The sequence below is a fragment of the Rugamonas sp. genome, from assembly GCF_025354735.1.
GTDB lineage: Bacteria > Pseudomonadota > Gammaproteobacteria > Burkholderiales > Burkholderiaceae_D > Rugamonas.
On record NZ_JANXMI010000005.1, the window covers coordinates 1 to 19,238 of the forward strand.

Consider the following 19,238-nt stretch of genomic DNA (forward strand, 5'->3'; position numbering starts at 1 on the left):
GGTCAGACCACAGTTTCGAATGAATCTCTCGAAACTGTGGTCTGACCCCGGTTTGCGGCGGCACCCGGTTTAGTTCGCGGCCCGAACCCCTACCCCAAAAACAGCTTGTACACCGGATTGGCGCTCTCGTCCCAGTAGCGATAGCCTAGCGTGGTCAGGAAGCGGCCGAAGGCGCCCATCTCCTCCGTCGGCACTTGCAGCCCGATCAGGATGCGCCCCACATCGCCGCCCTGACTGCGGTAGTGGCACAGCGAGATATTCCAGTTCGGCGCCATGCTGTCGAGGAAGCGCATCAGCGCGCCCGGCCGTTCGGGAAACTCGAAGCGGTACAGCAGCTCATCCTTGGCCAGCGCGCTCTTGCCGCCCACCAGATGCCGGATGTGGGCCTTGGCCAGTTCATCGTGCGTCAGGTCCAGCGTCTTGAACTGGTGCTCCTCGAAGCGGCGCGCCAGCGTGCCCGACTCGCCGCGGTCGGCGATCTGCACGCCGACGAACACGTGGGCATTGTCCTGGCCGCTGATGCGGTAATTGAACTCCGTCACATTGCGCGGCCCGATCAGCGCGCAGAAACGCTTGAAGCTGCCGCGCTGTTCCGGCATCGTCACCGCGAACACGGCCTCGCGCGATTCGCCCAGCTCCGCGCGCTCGGCCACGAAGCGCAGCCGGTCGAAATTCATGTTGGCGCCGCAGGCGATGGTGATGAGCGTCTCGTTCTTGATCGGGAACTTGCTCAGCGCCGCGCGCTCGACGTAGGCCTTGGCGCCGGCCACGGCCAGCGCGCCGGCCGGCTCCAGGATGCTGCGCGTGTCGGTGAACACGTCCTTGATGGCGGCGCAGATGGCGTCGGTGTCGACGATGATGATGTCGTCCACATATTGCTGCGCCAGCCGGAACGTTTCCTGTCCCACCAGGCGCACCGCCGTGCCGTCCGAGAACAGGCCGACGTCCGGCAGCGTGACCCGTTCGCCGGCCTTCAGGCTGCGCGCCATGGCGTCCGAATCGAGCGTCTGCACGCCGATGATCTTGATGTCGGGCCGGATCTGTTTCACATACGCGGCCACGCCGGAAATGAGGCCGCCGCCGCCGATGGCGACGAAAATCGCGTGGATGGGCCCGGAATGCTGGCGCAGGATTTCCATGCCGATGGTGCCCTGGCCGGCGATCACGTCGGGATCGTCGAAGGGGTGGACGAAGGTCAGCTTCTGTTCTTTTTCCAGCGTCAGCGCGTGGTTGTAGGCGTCGGTGTACGAGTCGCCGTGCAGCACGATTTCAACGTTGGCGCCGCCGCGCGCCTTGACGGCGTCGATTTTTACCGGCGGCGTGGTGGTCGGCATCACCACCAGGGCGCGGCAGCCCAACTTGGCCGCCGACAGCGCCACGCCCTGCGCGTGGTTGCCGGCCGAGGCGCAGATGACGCCGCGCTTCAACTGCGCCTCGCTCAGGTGCGCCATCTTGTTGTAGGCGCCGCGGACCTTGAAGCTGAACACGCTCTGCATGTCTTCGCGCTTGAAATAAATGCGGTTCTCGAAGCGCTGCGACAGCGTCGGCGCCAGCTCCAGCGGGGTTTCATTGGCGACGTCGTAGACGCGCGCGGTCAGGATTTTCTTCAGGTAGTCGATAGTCATAGTCTGCAAACAAGGTGATTCCGGGCCAGACGCGCGGTGTGCGGACACAAGGGCGGCTCTGGTACTGGCGATGCGAAAACCTATGCTTCCAAGCGGCTGGTGACCGGGTGAGGCAGGGCGGCGGCGGCGCGCCGGTGGGCGCGCCGCCAGACGAATGTTCGTGTGGTGTGCGTTTTATTATAATGGACGCCCTTGTTTCTCTTTAAAGTATCCGATGATCGAATCCGCAATAGTTTGGCTGCTGCACCTGATCGCCGCACCGGAAGTGGGATTGACCTCGGTTTTCCTCATCAGCTTCACCTCCGCCACGCTGTTGCCGCTGGGCTCGGAGCCGGCCGTGTTCGCCGTCATCAAGGCCAATCCCTCGATCTACTGGGCCGTGATTCTGGTGGCGACGCTGGGCAACACCCTGGGCGGCGTCGTCGATTACTGGATGGGCTACCGCGCCAAGCAAGCCTTCGCCCGGGAGCGCGACAGCGTCTGGTTTCGCTGGCTGGCGCGCCACGGCGCCAAGACCATGTTGCTGGCCTGGCTGCCCGGCATCGGCGACCCGCTGTGCACCCTGGGCGGCTGGCTCAAGCTGCCGTTCTGGCCCAGCGTGGCCTATATGGCGGCCGGCAAATTGCTGCGCTACATCGCCATGACGGCGCTGCTGTTGCACGTGCCGGACGGCTTCTGGCACAAGTTGGGGCAGATGCTGGCCTGATCCGGCACGCTTTGTCATTCTGTAAAATTTGCATTCGTCGCTGTGATAGTGAGTTTAATTCAATGTTTTGGCATTAATTTGCCGGCAATGCCCGTTGATGCGAAATTAAATTTGGAAAATGGCTGGTAACATAGCCCTTCGCTTCTGCAAGGCTGTTCCAGCGTGGCGGAGCGCAATACGCTAGAATGGTCCTCCCGGGTTCAGTCTACAAGTCAAATTCACAATGAATGCCCCTGCACAAATCCAAGCATTGCTGTCGGAAACGCCCCATGGTCCCGCGCCTACCCGGCTGCGCGAAATCCCCTACAACTACACCTCGTTCTCCGACCGCGAGATCGTGATCCGTCTGTTGGGCGAAGACTCCTGGCGTTTGCTCGACGCGCTGCGCGGCGCGCGCCAGACCGGCCGCTCGGCCCGCATGCTGTACGAGGTGCTGGGCGATATCTGGGCGGTGCGGCGCAATCCCTATCTGCAAGACGACATGCTGGACAACCCGAAGCGGCGCCAGGAACTGATCGACGCGCTGCACCACCGCCTGGCCGAAGTGGACAAGCGCCGTCTGTCGGTCGACGCCGTCGGCGACGGCGCGGCCGATTCGGCCGATGCGCCTGATTCGGCGCAGGCCTCGGCGCAGCGCAGCGCCAACGTCGAACAGCTGCTGAAGGCGGCCAGCAAGGCCGTGGCCGACTTCGGCGAGGAGTTCCGCCAGACCTGGGACTTGCGCAAGCGCACCACCAAAATCCTCGGCCGCTACACGGAAAAGCACAACGTCCGCTTCGACGGCATGACGCGCGTGTCGCACGTCACCGACGCCACCGACTGGCGCGTCGAATACCCCTTCGTGGTGCTCACGCCCGACACGGAAGATGAAATGGCCGGCCTGGTGAAAGGCTGCATCGAACTGGGACTGACCATCATCCCGCGCGGCGGCGGCACCGGCTACACCGGTGGCGCCATTCCGCTCACGCCCATGTCGGCCGTCATCAACACGGAAAAACTGATCGACCTCGGTCCGGTCGAAATGACGGTGCTGCCGGGCCTCGACCGCGAATACGCGACGATTTATTCCGGCGCCGGCGTCATCACCAACAAGGTGTCGGAAGCGGCCGAGAAGGCCGGCTTCGTGTTCGGGGTCGACCCGACGTCGGCGCACGCCTCCTGCATAGGCGGCAACATCGCCATGAACGCGGGCGGCAAGAAGGCCGTGTTGTGGGGCACGGCGCTCGACAACCTGGCCTCGTGGCGCATGGTCGACCCGAACGGCGACTGGCTCGACGTGACGCGCCTCGACCACAATCTGTCGAAGATCCACGACGCGCCGGTGGCCAAATTCAAGCTCGAATGGACCCATCCGAACGCGCGCGGCGAAGCGAAGGGCGCGCCGTTCAAGACCGAAACGCTGGTGATCGAGGGCCGCAAGTTCCGCAAGGAGGGCCTGGGCAAGGACGTCACCGACAAGTTTTTATCGGGCCTGCCGGGCATCCAGAAAGAGGGCTGCGACGGTTTGATTACGTCGGGCCGCTGGATACTGCACAAGATGCCCAAGCACGCGCGCACCGTGTGCCTGGAATTCTTCGGCCAGGCGCGCGACGCGATTCCGTCTATCGTCGAGATCAAGGATTACCTGGACGGCCTGCCGGCGCGCGGCGAACAATTCAGCACCATACGACTGGCCGGTCTGGAGCACCTCGACGAGCGCTATCTGCGCGCCGTCGGTTACGCCACCAAATCGAAACGCGGCGTGCTGCCGAAGATGGCGCTGTTCGGCGACATCGTCGGCGACGATGAAAACGCCGTCGCCATCGCGGCCTCGGAAGTGGTGCGCATCGCGAACACGCGCGTCGGCGAAGGCTTCGTCGCCGTCAGCGCGGAAGCGCGCAAAAAATTCTGGCTAGACCGCGCCCGCACGGCCGCCATCGCCAAGCACACCAACGCCTTCAAGATCAACGAGGACGTGGTCATCCCGCTCAACCGCATGGGCGAGTACACCGACGGCATCGAGCGCATCAACATCGAGCTGTCGATCAAGAACAAGCTGCAATTGACGGAGGCGCTGCAAGCCTTCATCGGCGCCGGCAATCTGCCGGTCGGGAAAAGCGACGACGTCTCCGACGACCGCGTCGGCGATGCGGAAATGCTGGGCGACCGCGCGCAACAGGCCGGGGCTTTGCTGGAACAGGTGCACGCGCGCTGGACCTTCCTGCTGGCCGAACTCGATAAACCGCTGGCCGACGTGAAACAGCAGTTGGTCATACTGGGACTGGAGCGCCTGCTGCCGGTGTTCGACGAGCGCCTGAAAACGCAGCCCGAGGCGACGCTGTTCGACGTGGTGCAGGACCGCACCGTGCGCGTCACGTGGAAGCAGGAAATCCGCGCCCAGCTGCGCCAGATTTTCAACGGCGCCGCGTTCAAGTTGATCCTCGACGAGGCGGGCGCCATCCATCAGCGCATCCTGCGCGGGCGCGTCTTCGTCGCGCTGCACATGCACGCCGGCGACGGCAACGTCCACACCAATTTGCCCGTCAACTCCGACCACTACGAGATGCTGCAAGACGCCCACCAGGCCGTCGCCCGCATCATGAAGCTGGCGCGTTCCCTCAATGGCGTGATCTCGGGCGAGCATGGCATCGGCATCACCAAGCTGGAATTTTTGACCGAGGAAGAAATCTCCGAGTTCCGCGACTACAAACTGCGCATCGATCCGGAAGGGCGCTTCAACCGCGGCAAGCTGCTCAACCTGCCCGGCATGGCGGCCGACCTGCGCAACGCCTACACGCCGTCGTTCGGCCTGATGGGCCACGAATCGCTGATTATGCAGCAGAGCGATATCGGCGCCATCGCCAACAGCGTCAAGGATTGCCTGCGCTGCGGTAAATGCAAGCCGGTGTGCGCCACCCACGTGCCGCGCGCGAATCTGCTGTATTCGCCGCGCGATAAAATCCTCGCGACGTCGTCGCTGATCGAGGCCTTCCTGTACGAGGAACAGACGCGGCGCGGCATCTCGATCAAGCACTGGGAAGAATTCGAGGACGTGGCCGACCACTGCACCGTGTGCCACAAATGCGTCACGCCATGCCCGGTCAACATCGACTTCGGCGACGTGTCGATGAATATGCGTAACCTGCTGCGCAAGATGGACAAGCGCAGCTTCAATCCGGGCAAGGCGGCGTCGATGTTCTTCCTGAACGCGACCGATCCGGCCACCATCAACGCCACGCGCGAAGTGATGATAGGCTGGGGTTACAAGGCGCAGCGCGTCGGCCACGACCTGTTGAAAAAATTCGCCAGGAAGCAGACCAAGGCGCCGCCGCCCAGTACCGGCAAGCCGCCCGTGCGCGAGCAGGTGATCCACTTCATCAACAAGAAAATGCCGGGCAACCTGCCGAAGAAATCGGCGCGCGCGCTGCTCGATATCGAGGACGATAAAGTCATCCCCATCATCCGCGATCCGAAGAAGACGACGGCCGACACGGAGGCGGTGTTTTACTTCCCCGGCTGCGGCTCGGAGCGGCTGTTCTCGCAGGTCGGGCTGGCGACGCAGGCGATGTTGTGGGAGGTCGGCGTGCAGACGGTGCTGCCGCCCGGTTATCTGTGCTGCGGCTATCCGCAGCGCGGCGCCGGCGAATTCGATAAAGCCGAGAAGATGATGACTGATAACCGCGTGCTGTTCCATCGCATGGCCAACACGCTCAATTATCTGGACATCAAGACGGTGCTGGTGTCGTGCGGGACCTGCTACGACCAGCTGGCGACCTACCAGTTCGAGAAGATCTTCCCCGGCTGCCGCATCATGGACATCCACGAATATCTGCTGGAGAAAAACGTCAAGCTCGAAGGCGTCAACGGCACCCGCTATATGTATCACGAGCCTTGCCACAATCCGATGAAATTGCAGGAGTCAAGCAAGACCATCAACGCCTTGATCAGCACCGTCGACCATGTGAAGATCGAGAAGAACGACCGCTGTTGCGGCGAGTCCGGCACGCTGGCCGTGGCCCGCCCCGATATCTCGACCCAGGTCCGCTTCCGCAAGGAGGAGGAGATGGTCAAGGGCGCCGACAAGCTGCGCACCGACGGCTTCGCGGGCGACGTCAAGATCCTGACGAGCTGCCCATCGTGCCTGCAAGGGCTGTCGCGCTACAACGACGATTCGGGAACCACCGCCGATTACATCGTGGTCGAACTGGCGCGCCATCTGCTGGGCGAGAACTGGATGCCCGATTACGTCAAGCGCGCCAACGACGGCGGCATCGAACGGGTGCTGGTGTGACGGGCTGCAGCCTATGTGAACTGCTGTGCACACTGCCGGCCGGCTTCGATGACGCAGCCGCCGGCGGCTCCCACCGCGCGCCGATCTGGCGCGACGCCGGACTGTCCGTGGTCGCCGTCGACGAACTGGAATATCCCGGTTTCTGCCGCGTGGTCTGGAACGGCCACGTGAAGGAGATGACGGATCTGCCGCCGGCCGACCGGGCCCGCGTGATGGACGCGGTGTGGCAAGTCGAACTGGCGCAGCGCGAGGTGATGCGGCCGGAAAAGGTCAACCTGGCCAGCTTCGGCAACATGACGCCGCACGTGCACTGGCATGTGATACCGCGCTATCTGGACGATGCGCATTTTCCGAATCCGACGTGGGCCGTCGCGCAGCGCGCCGCCGCGCCGGAGGTGCTGGCCGCGCGCCGCGCCTTGCTGCCGCAGCTGCACGCGGCCATCGTGCGGCGCCTGGGCGGCGCCTGAGATGGGGGCCGGCGCCGCCTGGAATCGGGCCGGCGCCGCCAAAAAATCCGGCCCTGCCTGCGCGCATCGCCGCGCGGGAGTAAACTACGCGCTGGCAAACGACATCGAAGACCATAAAATGAGTGCATCCACCCGCAACCCGCAGCCGACCAATCTGACGGTCCACAACAAATCGCGCGTGCTCGACATCAGCTTCGACGACGGCGCGTCGTTCACGATATCCTTCGAGCTGCTGCGCGTGTATTCGCCGTCGGCCGAGGTGCGCGGCCACGGCCAGGGGCAGGAAGTGCTACAGGTCGGCAAGCGCGACGTCGGCATCGCGGCGCTGGACCCGGTCGGCAACTACGCCGTGCAGCCGACCTTCACGGACGGCCACAACACCGGCCTGTACACCTGGGACTATCTGTACAAACTGGGCGCCGAACAGACGAAACTGTGGCAAGACTATCTCGACAGCCTGCACGCGGCCGGCTTCGAGGGCGACACCGGCCGCGACGCCGGCGCCAAGCAGCAATTCGCGCCGGCCGCCCACGTCCACGGCCCCGGTTGCGGCCACCATCACTAATCAAGCTCCGGCGCCGCGCGGCTTGCCATTACTCCGGCCTTGACTATGCTGAGAGCAAATGGAGGCTGCGATGAACAATTTAATCGATGTAATTGCCGACGCAAAAGGCGAGGTGCCCGTGCCCAAAGAAATTCTTGAGGCACTGCATGTGATGCCTGGCGATCAGCTCAGGTTTGTATTGCTCTCGAACGGCAGGGTCATTGTGCACGCGAGGAATCGCAGCATACGTGAGCTTGCCGGCATTTTTTATCAGGAAGGCCGAGCCCCGGTTTCCATCGAACAGATGTCTCCTTGGGAATGATTTCCGTCGATACCAATGTCTTGATCCGCTATCTGGTTCGGGACGATGCGACGCAGTATGAATTGGCCCGACGATGCATTGAGGATCATGCGGCGCCGTTTCAACCGGCGCTGGTAACGCTGCTGGTGATGATGGAATCGGAGTGGGTGCTGCGCAGCGCTTACAAAGTTGGCAAGCCAGATATTGCGGACATGTTTACCAGTTTGCTTGCGATGCGTGATTTTGCTGTTGAACAGCCGCTCGTGCTCAATGAGGCGTTGTTGTTATGGAAAAATAAGTCAGTCAATTTTGCCAATTGCCTCATTCTGGCCAGAGGCAAGGCCTTGGGGTGTGATGCCATGGCCACCTTCGATATCCGCGCCAGCAAGCTTCCCGGCTGCATTTTGCTGAAGGCCTGATGCCCGGGCGCGCAGCATTTTTCATCGGCTATCGCGTGGCGGCGGATAAGCGCGCTTCCGCTTGTATAATGCAGGCAAATTCAACAGGCTGACCACCATGACCAATACCACGCATTTCGGCTATAAAACCGTCGCTGAAGACGACAAAGTGAAAGAAGTCGCCAAGGTTTTCCATTCCGTCGCGGCCAAGTACGATGTGATGAACGATGTCATGTCCGGCGGCCTGCACCGCCTGTGGAAGATGTTCACCATCGCCAACGCGGGCGTGCGTCCCGGTTTCAAATGCCTCGACATCGCCGGCGGCACGGGCGACCTGGCCAAGGTCTTCGCCAAACAGGCCGGCCCCTCGGGCGAGGTCTGGCTGACCGACATCAACGAGTCGATGCTGCGCGTCGGCCGCGACCGCCTCTTGAATCGCGGCCTGCTGACCCCCACCTTGTTGTGCGATGCGGAAAAGCTGCCCTTCCCGGATAATTATTTCGACCGCGTCAGCGTCGCCTTCGGCCTGCGCAACATGACGCACAAGGACCAGGCGCTGGCGGAAATGCGCCGCGTGCTGAAACCGGGCGGCAAGCTGCTGGTGCTGGAATTTTCGAAAGTGGCGGCGCCGCTGCAAAAGCCCTACGACCTGTATTCCTTCAAGATACTGCCGTGGATGGGCCAGAAGATCGCCGGCGACGCCGACAGCTACCGCTATCTGGCCGAATCGATCCGCATGCACCCGGACCAGGAAACGCTGAAAACCATGATGGAACAGGCGGGCCTGGAACGGGTCCAGTATTACAACCTGACGGCGGGCGTGGCCGCTTTGCATACCGGGATCAAGCTGTAATTCATCGTCGGATGAATCGGCCCGATTCCACAACCGGAAACATCATGAAATTCAAGAATCTCCTCGTCGGCGCCTTGCTGACCGTTTCCGCCTTCTCGATGCTGGCGGACGCGGTCGCGCGGCCGATGGGCGGCGGCCGTTCCTTCGGCCGCCAGTCCGGCAGCGTCAGCCGCATGGCGCCCGCGCCGGCGGCGCCGCGTCCTTCCCCCGCCGCGACACCGGCGCCGTCGCCCGCACCCGGCATGGCGCCGGGCATGGCGGCGCCGCGTCCGCCCAGTCCGTGGCGCGGCATCATCGGCGGCGCCCTGGTCGGCCTCGGCCTGGGCGCGCTGATGTCGCACATGGGCATCGGCGGCATGTTCGGTTCCCTGCTGATGATCATTCTGCTGGTGCTGGTCGTCGGCTTCGTGCTGCGCCTGTTGCGCGGCAACGGCAGCCGCAACGTGCCGATGCGGCCGGTGGCGGCGCCGTTCAGCGGCAACGCGCAGCTGAACGTGATCCCGATGCCGAACGTGCGCGCTTCCGAGCCGGTGTCGCTCAACCCGGCGCCATCGTACGCCGCGCCGGCCGCAGCCCTGCCACACACGCCGTGGGGCGTGCCGGCCGATTTCGACGCCGCCTTCTTCCTGCGCCACGCCAAGGCCAATTTCATCCGCCTGCAAGCGGCGTGGGACAAGGGCGACGCCGCCGACCTGCACGAATTCACGACGCCGGAAGTGTACGCCGAGCTGAAGTTGCAGATGCAGGAGCGCGGCGCGCAAGCCGATTTCACCGACGTCGTCAGCCTCGACGCCGAGTTGCTCGGCATCGAAACGACGGCCACCGACTACCTGGCCAGCGTCCGCTTCAACGCCCTCATCAAGGACGCGCCCGCCGCGCCGGCGCTGCCGTTCCAGGAAGTGTGGAATCTGTCCAAGCCGACGTCGGGCGCGACCGGCTGGATGCTGGCCGGCATCCAGCAGCTGGCCTGACGCTTATAATGCCTGTCGTGCCGCCGGCCTCCATGGCGGCTCACCGGTAAGATCAAGACCGCCTCCGTGGGGCGGTCTGTTTTTTTGAGTGGCTATCGAATGACTCCACCGAATTCCCTTTCCGCCGCCGCCGCCCTGCTCACGCCCGTGGCCGCCGCCATCAACCATGTGCTGGCCCAGGAGCCGTGGGCGCGCCAGGCGCTGGCGCCGCACGCCGGCAAGCTGGCCTGTATCGATGCCGGCGCCGTCGTGCTGCGGTTGCGGGTGACGGCCGACGGCATGGTCGCGGTTGTCGCGGCGACCGCGCCGGCCGAGGCCGAGGCCGCCGTCACCATCCATGTCAAACTGTCCGACCTGCCGCTGATCGCACAAAACAGCGAACGCGCTTTTTCCTACGTCAAGATCGACGGCGACGCCGAATTCGCCAACACCATTTCCGGGCTGAGCAAGTCGCTGCGCTGGGAGGCCGAAGCCGACCTGGAAAAAATCGTCGGCCCCATCGCCGCCGTGCGCCTGGTGGCCGGCGCCCGCTCCGCGTTCGCCGCCGCCAAGACCGGGCAGCGCAAGCTGGCCGAAAACGTCGCCGAATACCTGGCCGACGAACAAGCGGTGCTGCTGCGCCCGGCCGCCGTCGACGCCTGGTCGGCCGACGTCAACCGCCTGCGCGACGACGTCGAGCGCGCCGCCAAGCGCATCGCGAAGCTGGAACAGAAACTGGCGGCCCGGGCCGCCGCCGCGCCACCCACTTTGGACCCACAATGATCTTGAAATTCCTGCGCCTGCTGAAAATCCTGCGGGTGGCAACCAAGTACGGCCTCGACGAAATCGCCATCGCCGGCCTCAAGGTGCCGCGCACCGCCAAGCTGATTGACACCCTCATCTTCTGGCGCGACATCAGCGCCCCGCGCGGCGTGCGCTTGCGCATGGCGCTGGAAGAACTGGGGCCCATCTTCGTCAAGTTCGGCCAGGTGCTGTCGACCCGGCGCGACCTGATCCCGGCCGACCTGGTCGATGAACTGGCGCGCCTGCAAGACCGGGTGCCGCCGTTCGATTCCGACCTCGCCATCGCGCAAATCCAGCGCTCGCTGCACGCCCACCCGGATCAGCTGTTCGCCACGTTCGAGCGCACGCCGGTGGCGTCGGCCTCGATCGCGCAGGTGCACTTCGCCACGCTTAAGGACGGCAAGCAGGTGGCGGTCAAGGTGCTGCGTCCGGGCATGAAGAAGTCCATCGACGAGGACGTGGCGCTGATGCACATCGCCGCCGGGTGGATAGGTCGGATCTGGGCCGACAGCAAGCGCCTCAAGCCGAAAGAGGTGGTCGGCGAGTTCGACAAATACCTGCACGACGAGCTCGACCTGATGCGCGAGGCCGCCAACGCCAGCCAGCTGCGGCGCAATTTCGCCGACTCGAACTTGCTGATGGTGCCGGAAATGTACTGGGATTACTGCTCCAGCAGCGTGATCGTCATGGAACGCATGCACGGCATACCGGTGTCGCAGATCGACCGCCTGGAGGCGGCCGGCGTCGACCTGAAAAAGCTCTCCAGCGACGGCGTCGAAATCTTCTTCACACAAGTGTTCCGCGACGGCTTCTTCCACGCTGATATGCATCCGGGCAATATCCTGGTCTCGATCGACCCGGCCACCTTCGGCCGCTATATCGCGCTCGACTTCGGCATCGTCGGCACCCTCAACGACTTCGACAAGGATTATCTGTCGCAGAATTTCCTCGCCTTCTTCCGGCGCGACTACAAGCGCGTGGCCGAGGCCCACATCGAATCGGGCTGGGCGCCGAAGGAGACCCGCGTCGACGAGCTCGAATCGGCCGTGCGCGCCTGCTGCGAACCGATCTTCGACCGTCCGCTGAAGGACATCTCCTTCGGCCAGATCCTGCTGCGCCTGTTCCAGACCTCGCGCCGCTTCAACGTCGAAGTGCAGCCGCAGCTGGTGCTGCTGCAGAAGACGCTGCTCAATATCGAAGGCCTGGGCCGCCAGCTCGATCCCGACCTCGACCTGTGGAAGACCGCCAAGCCCTATCTGGAAAAATGGATGGCCGAGCAGGTCGGCTGGAAGGGCTTGTGGGAACGGCTGAAGGCCGAGGCGCCGCGCTACGGACACATCATCCCGCAACTGCCGCGCCTGGTGCACCGCGCGCTGCTACAGGGCGGCGAGGCGCCGTCCAACGACGGCGAGCTGCTGCGCGAATTGATCGTCGAGCAGCGCCGCACCAACCGGCTCATCAGCCTGGCCGTGTATTTCGCCGGCGCCTTCGTGATCGGCATGCTGGGCCTGCAACTGTACGCGCGCTGGCGCCACGGTTTTTGAGCGGCGGCCGCCTTGCTGGCGGCCGTTTCAGCCGTTTTGGCGCGTTCTAGTCGTTTGAGCCGTGTTGGTCGTGGTCGTGCTGCGAGCCGGCGCGGACCGGGGATGCTCCCCGTTCGGCATCAACGCGCGGCGCTTGAGGCCGCGCAGCCCTATGCCCAGCAACATGCACAGCATGATGGTGCGGCGGTGCACCTGGTCTTGCGGCGCCGGCTGGCCCGGCAGGGAAGCGGCGCCGGCGGGCGCTAATGCGGCGGCCATGAGGAGGCCGCTGATGAGTTGCTTGTGCATGATGATCCTGTGTCTGAGGTGGCGCTCGGTGCGTCGCGGTTCAGGGACGGCGTGGATGGCGTCGATCACAGGGATGGGGAAATCTGACGGTTGTTGGTAAGCATCAAAACATGCCAGCGAGGAAGCTGGCGAATAGTTTTTTTCAATCGTTGCCATGGCGCATCGGCGCGATGGGCGCGCGGGCGGCCGCTTTTGCGGCGGCCCGTGGGGGGCGGGCGCCGGAAAGCCGCGCCGGGCGGTAAAAAAGCTTTATAATTCAGGGTTTTTGATGATTTTTGCGGAGTAATAGATGCCGATCTACGCTTACCGTTGCGAGGAATGTGGCTTTGCCAAGGATGTTTTGCAAAAAATCTCCGACCCGCAGCTGACTGTTTGCCTGTCTTGCGGCAAGCCGTCGTTTAAGAAACAACTGACCGCCGCCGGCTTCCAATTGAAGGGCACCGGCTGGTATGCCACCGATTTCCGTGGCGGCACGCCGCCGGCGACCGGCATCTCCACCGGCCCGGCCGATGGCGCCGCCAAGGCCGAGGCGCCGAAAGCGGACGCGCCGGCCAGCGCGCCGGCCGCCAGCCCCGCCAGCACGCCGAGCAAGGACTGACCGGGCCGGGCGCGCGCGCCGTCGCCGCCCGGTCTCGACGCGCCGGCCGCCACCGTATCACCACCTTTGAGAACCTGATGCGCAAATACTTCATTACCGGATTGCTGATTTTGGTGCCGCTGGCGATCACCGCCTGGGTACTGAATCTGGTCATCAGCACCATGGATCAATCGTTGCTGTTCGTGCCGGAGCGCTGGCAGCCGCACACGCTGATCGGTTTCGACATTCCCGGCCTGGGCACGATGCTGACCGTCGTCATCGTCTTCGTGACCGGCCTGCTGACCAACAACCTGGTCGGCAACTACATCGTCAAGCTGTGGGAAAAGCTGCTGCAACGGATTCCCGTGGTGAGCTCGCTGTACGGCAGCGTCAAGCAAGTGTCGGACACGCTGTTCTCGTCGTCCGGCAACGCCTTCCGCAAGGCCGTGCTGATCCCGTATCCGCACCAGAATTCGTGGACCATCGCCTTCTTGACCGGCGTGCCGGGCGGCGACGTCAAGAACCACCTGGTCGGCGACTATGTCAGCGTCTACGTGCCGACGACGCCGAATCCGACCTCGGGCTTTTTCCTGATGCTGGCGCGCAAGGACGTGGTCGAGCTCGACATGAGCGTCGACGCCGCCCTCAAGTACATCGTCTCGATGGGCGTGGTGGCGCCGGAACACGTGCCGCACGTCGCCGCCAACGACAAGTAAGCGAAGCATCACCGCACTGAAAAGTTTAAACGATATAAACGATATAAACGATATAAACGGTATCAACACAGTATGAAGTTGCGCGGCCCCGCGGAGACGGGGCCGGCGGCCATTGAATAACCCACCTGAACTGAGAAATAACATGTCCTCAATGCGTACTCACTACTGCGGCCTCACCGATGAAGCGCTGCTTGGCCAAACCGTCAGCCTGTGCGGCTGGGTACACCGTCGCCGCGACCACGGCGGCGTCATCTTCATCGACCTGCGCGACCGCGAAGGCCTGGTGCAGATCGTCTGCAATCCGGAACAGGCCGAAGTCTTCAAGGCCGCCGAAGGCGTGCGCAACGAGTTCTGCCTGCGCGTGACCGGCGTCGTCAAAGACCGCCTGTCCGGCACCGTCAACAGCAACCTCAAGTCGGGCAAGATCGAAGTGGTGTGCGCGCAGCTGGAAGTGCTCAACCCGTCGGTGGCCGTGCCGTTCCAATTGGACGACGACAACCTGTCCGAAACCACCCGTCTGACCCACCGCGTGCTCGACCTGCGCCGCCCGCAGATGCAAAACAATCTGCGCCTGCGCTACAAGGTGACGATGGAAGTGCGTAAATACCTCGACAACCTGGGCTTCATCGACATCGAAACGCCGATGCTGACCAAGTCGACCCCGGAAGGCGCGCGCGACTACCTGGTGCCGTCGCGCGTCAACGCCGGCCACTTCTTCGCGCTGCCGCAGTCGCCGCAGCTGTTCAAGCAGCTGCTGATGGTGGCCAACTTCGACCGCTACTACCAGATCACCAAGTGCTTCCGCGACGAAGACCTGCGCGCCGACCGCCAGCCCGAATTCACCCAGATCGACTGCGAAACGTCGTTCCTGAACGAGCAGGAAATCCGCGACCTGTTCGAGGAAATGATACGCATCGTCTTCAAGAACACCCTGGCCATCGAACTGCCCAACCCCTTCCCGGTCATGGACTACGCCGAAGCGATGGGCAGCTATGGTTCGGACAAGCCGGACATGCGCGTCAAGCTGGCCTTCACCGAACTGACCGACGTGCTCAAGGACGTCGAGTTCAAGATCTTCGCCGGCGCCGCCAACATGGAAGGCGGCCGCGTGGTCGGCCTGCGCGTGCCGCAGGGCGGCTCCATGCCGCGTTCCGAGATCGACGCCTACACCCAGTTCGTCGCCATCTACGGCGCCAAGGGCCTGGCCTACATCAAGGTCAACGACCTGTCCAAGGGCCGCGAAGGCCTGCAGTCGCCTATCGTCAAGTCGCTGCACGACGCCGCGCTCAATGAAATTCTGACCCGCACCGGCGCCCAGGACGGCGACCTGATCTTCTTCGGCGCCGACAAGGCCAAGGTCGTCAACGACGCCATCGGCGCGCTGCGCGTGAAGATCGGCCACAGCGAATTGGGCAAGAAGGCCGGCCTGTTCGACGACGTCTGGAAGCCGTTGTGGGTGGTCGACTTCCCGATGTTCGAATTCGACGAAGACAACAACCGCTGGACCGCGACCCACCATCCCTTCACGGCGCCGAAAGACGGCCATGAAGACATGCTGGAAACGAACCCCGGCGCCTGCATCGCCAAGGCCTACGACATGGTCTTGAACGGCTGGGAACTGGGCGGCGGTTCGATCCGTATCCACCGCGAGGAAGTGCAGTCGAAAGTGTTCCGCGCGCTGAAGATCGACGCCGACGAAGCGCGCCTGAAGTTCGGCTTCCTGCTCGACGCGCTGCAATACGGCGCGCCGCCGCACGGTGGCCTGGCCTTCGGCCTGGACCGCATCGTCACCATGATGACCGGTTCCGATTCGATCCGCGACGTGATCGCCTTCCCGAAAACCCAGCGCGCCCAGGATCTGCTGACCCACGCGCCGTCGGAAGTGGACGAGAAGCAGTTGAAAGAGCTGCACATCCGCCTGCGCGCCGTCGAGCCCAAGGTGGCCGGCTAAGCGCCGCGCGTGATGGGCGACACCGTCACGCGGTGACTATGTGATGCCGAAAAGGCGCGGGCGACCGCGCCTTTTTCTTTGCCGGGCGTGCGCGCCGGCCGATAAATGTATACTGCGCTTGAACCAACTTCAACCTTGAGCATGGCCTACAAAATCCCCGAGTCTGTGCTGGTGGTGATCCACACCGCCGCGCTGGAAGTCTTGCTGATCGAACGCGCCGACCGGCCCGGCTACTGGCAGTCCGTCACCGGCTCGCTCGACGCGCCGGACGAAGCGCTGCCGGTCACCGCCGCGCGCGAGCTGTTCGAGGAAACCGGCATCGTCGCCGACGGCGCCGCCATCGCGCTGCGCGACTGGCGGCTGGCCAACGTCTACACGATATATCCGGTCTGGCGCCACCGCTACGCGCCCGGCGTGACGGAGAACACCGAGCACGTCTTCAGCGTCCAGGTGCCGCGCGACACCGCCGTCACCCTCAGCCCGCGCGAGCACCTCAATTACCAGTGGCTGCCGTATCTGGACGCGGCCGATCTGTGCTTCTCGTCGTCGAATGCGGAGGCGATCTTGCAGCTGCCCCGCCATTTGCGCTGACGCTGCGCCGCCACGAGCGGGCGCCGGCAACAACGCGGCGGCTATATTTTCAGCGGTGGCGGTCAGGGCCGGCGCTGGGAAGCACGGCATGAAGATAGCGGCGTCGAACATCTTTTGATGGGGCATCGCGACGGCACCGTCAGGCCGATCGCGTAAAAGTCCCGGCCGACCCGGGTGGCGTGTGACGGCCGCCGGCCGTATGGGGTTAGAATGTTCCCATGAAAATTCGCGTCGCCACTTACAACATCCATAAAGGTGTCTCCGCCATCCGCAGCGAGCCGCGCGTGCTGGCGCTCAAGCAGGCCATCGGCCTGTTCGACGCCGACGTCGTCTTCCTCCAGGAAGTGCAGGGGCGGCACGACTTGAACGCGGCCCAGTACGGCGCCGAGCACCACGGCCACAAGCACTGGCCGCAGGCGGCGCAGCACGAGTTCCTGGCCGGCGAATCGCGCCACGCCCACACGGCCTACGGCATGAACGCGGTCTACGACCACGGCCACCACGGCAACGCGCTCCTGAGCGCCTTCCCCATCGCGCAAACGCAGAACCACGACGTCTCCGACCACGCCTACGAACAGCGCGGCATCCTGCACTGCGTGCTCGACACGCCCAAGGCCCAGGTCCACTGCTATGTGGTCCACCTGGGCCTGTTCGCCGGCGGGCGCGGGCGCCAGACGACGGCCCTGATCGAGGCCGTGATGGCGTCGGCGCCGAACAACGAGCCGGTCATCATCGCCGGCGACTTCAACGACTGGCGCAACACGCTCGGCGACCAGCTGCGCCGCGCGCTCGGCGTGGTCGAGGTGTTCGACCAGATCGGCTCCAGCAACGCCTTCGACGAACTGGTGCGCGCGCTCACGCCGGGCAAGGGCGCGCCCACGCCGGCCCGCACCTTCCCGGCCGCGCTGCCTTTCTTCCGGCTCGACCGCATCTACGTGCGCGGTTTCCAGGTCGACCACGCCGAGGTGATGCACGGCACGCTGTGGGCCAAATTGTCCGACCACGCGCCCATCGTCTCGTCCCTGACCCTGCTCTAGAAAGCGCCATGCGCCCAGTCACCTTCCTCGCCGACAATGAAGTCACGCTGCTACGCTCCGGCACCGACTATTTCCCGGCGCTGATAGAGGCCATCGAGGCGGCGCAGTACGAAATCTATTTCGAGACCTATATCTTCGCCGGCGACGACACCGGCCAGCGGGTGCAGAACGCGTTGATGGCGGCGGCGCGGCGCGGCGTCGTGGTGCGCATGATTACCGACTGGTTCGGCACCGGCAACGCCCGCGTCAAGGCCATGCACGCGCAGCTGCTGGAGGCGACGGTCGAGCACCGCGTCTTCAACCCCTGGTTCCGGCGCGGCGTCACGCGCACCCACCGCAAGATTTGCGTGGTCGACCGCCAGGTCGCCTTCGTCGGCGGCATCAACATCAACGACGACATGTTCTGCGACTACGACCACAGCGTCGCGCTGACGGCGCCGCGCTGGGACTTCGCCGTCGCCGTGCGCGGGCCGCTGGTGGCGGCCATCGAGCAGGAGGCGCAGGCGCAGTGGGCGCGGCTGGGCAAGATGGGCCTGTTCAAGCGCGTGCGCCTGTACCGCGAGCTGCGCAAGGTGAACAAGATCGCGGCCCAAAGCACGGTGCAGGCCGGCTTCGTGGTGCGCGACAATCTGCGCAACCGCGTCGCCATCCAGCGCGCCTATCTGCAGGCGCTGGGCAAGGCGCGCAAGAGCGTGCTGCTGGCCAATCCCTATTTCGCGCCGGGCCGCAAATTCCGCCACGCGCTGGCGCGGGCGGCCGAGCGCGGCGTCGAGGTGGTGCTCTTGATCGGCGTCGGCGAAATCTGGTTGCAGGACGCCGTGGCCCACTCGTTTTATCCGAAGCTGCTTGCGGCCGGCGTCAAAGTGGTGGAATATCACAAGACGCAGCTGCACGCCAAGGTCGCCGTCATCGACGACGACTGGGCCACGGTCGGCTCCAGCAATGTCGACGGCCTGAGCCTGTTTTTGAACCAGGAGGCGAACGTCGTCATCAAGGACGCCGCCTTCGCCCACAGCCTGCGCGAGCAGATCGAGCTGGCCGTCGCCGACGGTGTGGTCGTCCATCCGCAGGACTTTGAGCATGTCGGCCGGTTCCGGCGCATCGGTTACGAAGTGGCGTTCGTGTTTTACAAGCTGCTGATGCGCGTTTTTTCTGTGGGGAAATACGCTTGAGCGACAATATCAGGATCGATAAGTGGTTGTGGGCCGCGCGCTTCTTTAAAACCCGTTCGCTGGCCACGGACGCCGTCGACAGCGGCAAGGTCAAGGTCGGCGGCGACAAGGTCAAGCCGGCGCGCACCTTGCGCATCGGCGACGAGCTGTTCATCGACAATGGCGCCGATCAGTGGGACGTGGCCGTGCTGGGCATGTCCGACGTGCGCGCCGCCGCGCCCATCGCGCGCCAGCTGTACGAGGAAACGGCCGCCAGCGTCGCGCGCCGCCTGGCCGCCGGCGAGCACCGCAAGCTGTTCCGCGAACCGGGCGCCGACTACAAGGGCCGCCCGACCCGGCAAGACCGGCGCGCGCTGAGCAAGGTGCGCGGCGAGGGGTGACGGTTTGCGCGGCTGATCGCCGGCCAACTCAAACGGGGTCAGACCACGGTTTCGAGAGGGGCAT

At 64.3% G+C, this 19,238-nt stretch carries 19 protein-coding genes; 17 read left to right on the forward strand and 2 right to left on the reverse strand.

Going from position 1 to position 19,238, the window contains the following annotated elements:
• Positions 1–89 precede the first annotated feature (89 nt).
• Positions 90–1,625 (reverse strand): threonine ammonia-lyase, biosynthetic, encoded by a 1,536-nt coding sequence (ilvA, locus tag Q0S71_RS00660; protein ID WP_295990114.1) that lies wholly within the window; start codon positions 1,623–1,625, stop codon positions 90–92.
• Between the two features lie 214 nt (positions 1,626–1,839).
• Between ilvA and Q0S71_RS00665 the strand changes: the two genes are divergently transcribed.
• The 10 genes from Q0S71_RS00665 (at position 1,840) to ubiB (ending at position 12,462) form a co-directional block, all read left to right on the forward strand.
• Entirely contained in the window at positions 1,840–2,331 is a 492-nt protein-coding gene (locus tag Q0S71_RS00665) for a YqaA family protein (RefSeq protein ID WP_295990099.1), read from the forward strand.
• A gap of 223 nt (positions 2,332–2,554) precedes the next feature.
• On the forward strand, positions 2,555–6,601 hold the full coding sequence (locus Q0S71_RS00670; protein WP_295990100.1) for an FAD/FMN-binding oxidoreductase: 4,047 nt from the start codon (positions 2,555–2,557) through the stop codon (positions 6,599–6,601).
• Positions 6,602–6,633: 32 nt separating this feature from the next.
• A complete protein-coding gene (locus Q0S71_RS00675; protein WP_295990115.1) occupies positions 6,634–7,068 on the forward strand; it encodes an HIT family protein in 435 nt (144 codons plus the stop codon).
• Between the two features lie 118 nt (positions 7,069–7,186).
• On the forward strand, positions 7,187–7,633 hold the full coding sequence (locus tag Q0S71_RS00680; RefSeq protein WP_295990101.1) for a DUF971 domain-containing protein: 447 nt from the start codon (positions 7,187–7,189) through the stop codon (positions 7,631–7,633).
• Between the two features lie 70 nt (positions 7,634–7,703).
• Entirely contained in the window at positions 7,704–7,934 is a 231-nt protein-coding gene (locus tag Q0S71_RS00685) for an AbrB/MazE/SpoVT family DNA-binding domain-containing protein (RefSeq protein WP_295990102.1), read from the forward strand.
• Entirely contained in the window at positions 7,931–8,332 is a 402-nt protein-coding gene (locus Q0S71_RS00690) for a PIN domain-containing protein (protein WP_295990116.1), read from the forward strand. Before Q0S71_RS00685 ends, Q0S71_RS00690 begins: the two co-directional genes overlap by 4 nt.
• A 97-nt stretch (positions 8,333–8,429) precedes the next feature.
• Complete coding sequence (gene ubiE, locus Q0S71_RS00695) at positions 8,430–9,164, forward strand: bifunctional demethylmenaquinone methyltransferase/2-methoxy-6-polyprenyl-1,4-benzoquinol methylase UbiE (protein ID WP_295990103.1); 735 nt, start codon at positions 8,430–8,432, stop codon at positions 9,162–9,164.
• A gap of 44 nt (positions 9,165–9,208) precedes the next feature.
• Positions 9,209–10,135, forward strand: a complete 927-nt coding sequence (locus Q0S71_RS00700; RefSeq protein WP_295990104.1) for a Tim44 domain-containing protein — start codon at positions 9,209–9,211, stop codon at positions 10,133–10,135.
• Positions 10,136–10,234: 99 nt separating this feature from the next.
• Positions 10,235–10,897 carry an SCP2 sterol-binding domain-containing protein gene (locus Q0S71_RS00705; protein ID WP_295990105.1) on the forward strand — a complete coding sequence of 221 codons (663 nt, stop codon included), beginning with the start codon at positions 10,235–10,237 and terminating at the stop codon, positions 10,895–10,897.
• The gene (ubiB, locus tag Q0S71_RS00710) at positions 10,894–12,462 is read left to right on the forward strand and encodes a ubiquinone biosynthesis regulatory protein kinase UbiB (RefSeq protein WP_295990106.1); all 1,569 of its coding nucleotides are present in this window, start codon (positions 10,894–10,896) and stop codon (positions 12,460–12,462) included. Before Q0S71_RS00705 ends, ubiB begins: the two co-directional genes overlap by 4 nt.
• Positions 12,463–12,489: 27 nt before the next feature.
• Here ubiB and Q0S71_RS00715 read toward each other — a convergent pair whose 3' ends face one another.
• Entirely contained in the window at positions 12,490–12,906 is a 417-nt protein-coding gene (locus tag Q0S71_RS00715; RefSeq protein ID WP_295990107.1) for a hypothetical protein, read from the reverse strand.
• A gap of 133 nt (positions 12,907–13,039) precedes the next feature.
• Here Q0S71_RS00715 and Q0S71_RS00720 point away from each other — a divergent pair, with 133 nt between their 5' ends.
• The 7 genes from Q0S71_RS00720 (at position 13,040) to Q0S71_RS00750 (ending at position 19,174) form a co-directional block, all read left to right on the forward strand.
• Positions 13,040–13,348 (forward strand): FmdB family zinc ribbon protein, encoded by a 309-nt coding sequence (locus tag Q0S71_RS00720; protein ID WP_295990108.1) that lies wholly within the window; start codon positions 13,040–13,042, stop codon positions 13,346–13,348.
• 77 nt (positions 13,349–13,425) lie between these two features.
• A complete protein-coding gene (locus tag Q0S71_RS00725; protein WP_295990109.1) occupies positions 13,426–14,043 on the forward strand; it encodes a DUF502 domain-containing protein in 618 nt (205 codons plus the stop codon).
• Positions 14,044–14,194: 151 nt separating this feature from the next.
• On the forward strand, positions 14,195–15,994 hold the full coding sequence (aspS, locus tag Q0S71_RS00730; protein ID WP_295990117.1) for an aspartate--tRNA ligase: 1,800 nt from the start codon (positions 14,195–14,197) through the stop codon (positions 15,992–15,994).
• A gap of 141 nt (positions 15,995–16,135) precedes the next feature.
• Positions 16,136–16,585, forward strand: a complete 450-nt coding sequence (gene nudB, locus Q0S71_RS00735) for a dihydroneopterin triphosphate diphosphatase (RefSeq protein WP_295990110.1) — start codon at positions 16,136–16,138, stop codon at positions 16,583–16,585.
• A 218-nt stretch (positions 16,586–16,803) separates the two neighbouring features.
• Positions 16,804–17,622, forward strand: a complete 819-nt coding sequence (locus tag Q0S71_RS00740; RefSeq protein ID WP_295990111.1) for an endonuclease/exonuclease/phosphatase family protein — start codon at positions 16,804–16,806, stop codon at positions 17,620–17,622.
• An 8-nt stretch (positions 17,623–17,630) separates the two neighbouring features.
• Positions 17,631–18,794 (forward strand): cardiolipin synthase ClsB, encoded by a 1,164-nt coding sequence (gene clsB, locus Q0S71_RS00745; RefSeq protein ID WP_295990112.1) that lies wholly within the window; start codon positions 17,631–17,633, stop codon positions 18,792–18,794.
• Positions 18,791–19,174 (forward strand): RNA-binding S4 domain-containing protein, encoded by a 384-nt coding sequence (locus Q0S71_RS00750; RefSeq protein ID WP_295990113.1) that lies wholly within the window; start codon positions 18,791–18,793, stop codon positions 19,172–19,174. The genes clsB and Q0S71_RS00750 overlap by 4 nt, the downstream gene beginning before the upstream one ends.
• The last annotated feature ends 64 nt before the right edge of the window (positions 19,175–19,238 follow it).

Coding starts and splice junctions, on each gene's coding strand:
- Q0S71_RS00715 (WP_295990107.1), bottom strand. CDS start 12,906: ATGGCAACGATTGAAAAAAACTATTCGCCAGCTTCCTCGCTGGCATGT.
- Q0S71_RS00720 (WP_295990108.1), top strand. CDS start 13,040: ATGCCGATCTACGCTTACCGTTGCGAGGAATGTGGCTTTGCCAAGGAT.
- Q0S71_RS00725 (WP_295990109.1), top strand. CDS start 13,426: ATGCGCAAATACTTCATTACCGGATTGCTGATTTTGGTGCCGCTGGCG.
- Q0S71_RS00680 (WP_295990101.1), top strand. CDS start 7,187: ATGAGTGCATCCACCCGCAACCCGCAGCCGACCAATCTGACGGTCCAC.
- Q0S71_RS00665 (WP_295990099.1), top strand. CDS start 1,840: ATGATCGAATCCGCAATAGTTTGGCTGCTGCACCTGATCGCCGCACCG.
- ubiE (WP_295990103.1), top strand. CDS start 8,430: ATGACCAATACCACGCATTTCGGCTATAAAACCGTCGCTGAAGACGAC.
- Q0S71_RS00740 (WP_295990111.1), top strand. CDS start 16,804: ATGAAAATTCGCGTCGCCACTTACAACATCCATAAAGGTGTCTCCGCC.
- Q0S71_RS00690 (WP_295990116.1), top strand. CDS start 7,931: ATGATTTCCGTCGATACCAATGTCTTGATCCGCTATCTGGTTCGGGAC.
- clsB (WP_295990112.1), top strand. CDS start 17,631: ATGCGCCCAGTCACCTTCCTCGCCGACAATGAAGTCACGCTGCTACGC.
- aspS (WP_295990117.1), top strand. CDS start 14,195: ATGCGTACTCACTACTGCGGCCTCACCGATGAAGCGCTGCTTGGCCAA.
- nudB (WP_295990110.1), top strand. CDS start 16,136: ATGGCCTACAAAATCCCCGAGTCTGTGCTGGTGGTGATCCACACCGCC.
- Q0S71_RS00670 (WP_295990100.1), top strand. CDS start 2,555: ATGAATGCCCCTGCACAAATCCAAGCATTGCTGTCGGAAACGCCCCAT.
- ubiB (WP_295990106.1), top strand. CDS start 10,894: ATGATCTTGAAATTCCTGCGCCTGCTGAAAATCCTGCGGGTGGCAACC.
- Q0S71_RS00700 (WP_295990104.1), top strand. CDS start 9,209: ATGAAATTCAAGAATCTCCTCGTCGGCGCCTTGCTGACCGTTTCCGCC.
- Q0S71_RS00705 (WP_295990105.1), top strand. CDS start 10,235: ATGACTCCACCGAATTCCCTTTCCGCCGCCGCCGCCCTGCTCACGCCC.
- ilvA (WP_295990114.1), bottom strand. CDS start 1,625: ATGACTATCGACTACCTGAAGAAAATCCTGACCGCGCGCGTCTACGAC.
- Q0S71_RS00685 (WP_295990102.1), top strand. CDS start 7,704: ATGAACAATTTAATCGATGTAATTGCCGACGCAAAAGGCGAGGTGCCC.